Source organism: Chamaesiphon sp. VAR_69_metabat_338 (assembly GCF_031423935.1).
GTDB lineage: Bacteria > Cyanobacteriota > Cyanobacteriia > Cyanobacteriales > Chamaesiphonaceae > Chamaesiphon.
In genome coordinates this window covers 1-3739 of record NZ_JANPGM010000764.1, presented here as the reverse complement: position 1 = coordinate 3739, position 3739 = coordinate 1, and the positions used below count along the sequence as shown (strand labels likewise).

The 3739-nt window shown below is 50.0% G+C and carries 3 protein-coding genes; 2 read left to right on the top strand and 1 reads right to left on the bottom strand.

The features are described from left to right. On the bottom strand, positions 1-563 hold a 563-nt coding region (locus RMO84_RS21135), incomplete at its 3' end, for an EamA family transporter (protein ID WP_310490409.1). Between the two features lie 258 nt (positions 564-821). Between RMO84_RS21135 and RMO84_RS21130 the strand changes: the two genes are divergently transcribed. Continuing rightward, a complete protein-coding gene (locus RMO84_RS21130; RefSeq protein ID WP_310490408.1) occupies positions 822-965 on the top strand; it encodes a hypothetical protein in 144 nt (47 codons plus the stop codon). A 51-nt stretch (positions 966-1016) separates the two neighbouring features. After that, the coding region (locus tag RMO84_RS21125) for a CBS domain-containing protein (RefSeq protein ID WP_310490407.1) at positions 1017-3739 on the top strand (2723 nt) is incomplete at its 3' end.

The following is a 3739-nucleotide window of genomic DNA, read 5'->3' as shown; positions in this document are numbered from 1 at the left end:
CCACTGAGAATCATCCCTGCCGTAATACTCAAAAAAGCTCCAAAAAAGTCAGTGCGATCGAAGATATATTTCTCGATCGTCATCACGAATGTCAGCAATCCAGAGGCGATTGCCATCAGATAGAGTGTCTGCCAGCGATTGCTAAATTTGTCGATCGCACACAAGCCGATCGAGGCAATAATTAGCAAGGCAATGCCGAGATAGTTATTCGCTGTAATGAAATAACCAAACAGCCAATAACTAATCGCCAGCAGAAAAATTGGCGTGAGATTCCAATAAGCCGAAACAGTCCCAGAGTCGCTACAATCTAGGGCGCGGAAGTAGAAATATTGACTGAGCTGGACGATCGCTCCAGTCACCAAACAAATCGCCAATAAGTACCCCGATGGCAGAACGATCGGCACATCGATTAGAGGTAATAGTAAGAAGATCCCCGCAGAGATACCAGAACTGGTAACAACTCCCAACCACGGTTTACTAAAAATCTTGTCTACACAATGTTCGTCGAGAACATGGACGATCGCCCATAAGAATGAGCTGAATAAAGCATAATAAATCCACATGCAAACAGCTAAAACTAGGCAGAAGACATCAAAGATGTGGTGGGTGTATCACCCTGTCCCCAATGACTGAAGATAACGATTTGTCTTCTATTCGCGCTTAGTCTCTAGCTAAATTTATACTCACAATTTTTAACAACTTAATTCAGATCCTAACATACGATCGACGATCGGGTTCTGAGCACGGGTGCCTGTCAATCTCGGCAAATAATAATCGTAGTAGAATTAATTTAGATAATCTTTTGAGATAAATGGCGATCGATGGAAACTGCTAAATTTATTCCGATTTTGGGGACGGCGGCGTTTGGACTACTAGTAATTGTGACATTGGGAATTGTCTATTTGACGCTCTTGGGTTGGCGCGATCGTCAACGCCGGGAGCAGGATCGCCGTGCAAATCGTTAGGTGAGGGGATAGGGCATAGGGAATAGGGAATAGGGTAAGAAGGATGGGGTGATGGATGTAATTCTGTGCCACACTACGGCAGACTTTGACACGTTGGGGGCGGCGGTGGGTTTGGCGCGACTATTGCCTGGGAGTAGAATCGTGCTGGCTGGTGGCGCGCATCCGACGGTGAGAAATTTTTTGGCACTGTATCGGGATGAATATCCGCTCATCGAACGGCGTTCGGTAGTACCAGAGTCGATCCGCTCGGTGAGTATCGTCGATGCCCAACAACGCGATCGCGTGGGCAAAGCAGGCGCATGGTTTGATTTACCGGATTTACGAGAGATAGTCATTTACGATCATCATTTGGGGCAAAGCTCGGATATTCCCGCGACGCGGGTGGAGATCGAGCCGGTGGGAGCGACGACAACGCTCATTGTCGAGCGATTGCAACGGGCGAAGATTGCGCTGACAATCGCGGAGGCGACAGTAATGGCTTTGGGCATTCATGTGGATACTGGCTCGTTGACGTTTGAAATGAGCACGCCACGGGATGCACTAGCTTTGGGCTGGCTGATGCAGCAAGGGGCAGATCTGGCGGTAGTGAATGAGTATGTGGAGCCAGGATTATCGCCGCAGTTACGAGCATTATTGTTGGTAGCTTTGAAGGAGCTGAAATCTTCATCGGTAAGCGGGAAAAAGATCGGTTGGGTGCGGCTGGCGACTGAAAAATTCGTACCGGGATTATCTAGTCTCGTCTCCCAAATTCAAGCGATCGATTCGACGCTCGATGTCTTGGTGCTAGTGCATGAGGTTGTGGCTGACGACGGTGACAACCGCGTGACGATTATCGGTCGATCTCAAATTCCCGAGGTGGATCTGCGGGTGCTATTTAGCTCGATCGGCGGTGGTGGGCACGCTGGAGCTGCATCGGCGAGCTTGAGGGGAGTAGATATCCAAACGACGCTCGATCGACTGCTAGCGGCGATTAGCGCGGCAGTGCCGCAGCTTGTGACGGCGAGAGATCTGATGTCTGCCCCAATTCGCACGATCCGCCCCGAAACCACCATTGCCGAAGCACAACGGATTTTACTCCGCTATGGGCACTCGGGTTTGCCGATCGTCGCTGCACCAGGGGATGATGGGATCGATCGATTGGTAGGGATTATTTCGCGGCGGGATCTCGATCTAGCTTTGCATCATGGTTTCAGTCACGCGCCAGTCAAAGGCTATATGACAACTCAGGTACGCACGATCGCACCTGCTACCACTTTGCCAGCAATAGCAGCCTTGATGGTGACTTACGATCTCGGCAGATTGCCAGTGCTAGCCGATGGTAAGTTGGTAGGCATTGTCACGCGTACTGATGTCTTGAGAGCCGATCGACATCACCCAGTGACACCAAGTAAAGAAGCTAATCTCACCCCGAATCCGACTCCCCTCCAAGGAGGGGCTGGGGGTGGGTTCCGAAAGATTTCTCCTCCCCAAAATCTCCACCAGTTACAAGCGCGGCTCGCACCCCAGCAATGGGAACTGCTGATGAAAGCCGCCCAATTTGCCCAAGAGTGGGGGTGGCAACTCTATCTCGTCGGCGGTGCCGTCCGCGACTTACTGCTAGCGGAAGCCGCAGGCGATTTATTAATTAAAGATATCGATTTGGTAGTCGATGGCTTTCACCAAGCCGCCGATGTCGGTGCAGGTGTCAAACTTGCCACTGCGCTGCAAGTCATCTATCCAGCGGCGCGGCTAGAAGTCCACGGCGCATTTCAGACAGCGGCATTGCAATGGCATCTCGATCGCGAATTTGACTCTTTAGGCATCGATATTGCCACCGCGAGAACGGAATTTTATCCATATCCGGCGGCAAATCCCGAAGTAGAAGCCAGTTCGATTCGACAAGATTTGTACCGTCGCGACTTCACCATCAACGCGATGGCGTTGCGGCTAACAGATGGAACAACCCCGCCACTGTTAGATTTTTTTGGCGGTGTGGGCGATTTACAAACCCAACAAATTCGGGTTTTACATCCGAATAGTTTTATTGAAGATCCGACACGAATTTTTCGGGGCGTAAGATTTGCCATCCGCTTGGGTTTTCAACTAGAACCTCAAACCGTCGCCTATATTCGCTATGCGATCGATAGTGGTATTTACGATCGCACCGCCCAAGCAAATCCCAAAACTCCCGCGCTCCAAACCAGGCTCAAAACTGAATTAAAATATCTGCTCGAATCGCCTAATTGGCGATCGGCTCTGGAATTATTAGCGGATTTGGGAGCCTTGCAGTGCATTCATTCAACCCTGAAATTAGAGCCAGAATTATTACACCAACTTCAACTATTAGCAAGGTGTTTGCGCAGGTTCGATCGCCAGCCCCAACTCATTCATTGGCAGTTAAGATTGGAAACAATTATTGCCGCTCTCGCGCCCCAATTTCGGCAGCCAGTCGCCCAAAACCTCCAATTACCTGAAGATAGTATCGATCGGGTGGGAAATCTAGAGCGATCGCAAACGCAAATTGTCTCCGCCTTACCAACATGCGATCGCATCAGTCAAGTGGTGCAATTATTGCGTCAATTCGATTTATCAATGCTGATTTTAATTGCCGTGCGGTGTGGCGATCGCTCGATTCGCCGTCAGATTTGGCGATATTTAACAGTCTGGCAGCACATTCAATCGCCTCTAAATGGTAACGATCTGCGGCGATTGGGTTACAAACCAGGCCCTCAATATCGCCAGATATTGGACGGTCTATTAGCAGCAACTTTAGATGGCGAGGTTGTCGATCGAGC

Excerpts from the sequence above, each read along its gene's own strand:
- RMO84_RS21130 (WP_310490408.1), top strand. The coding sequence starts at position 822 with ATGGAAACTGCTAAATTTATTCCGATTTTGGGGACGGCGGCGTTTGGA.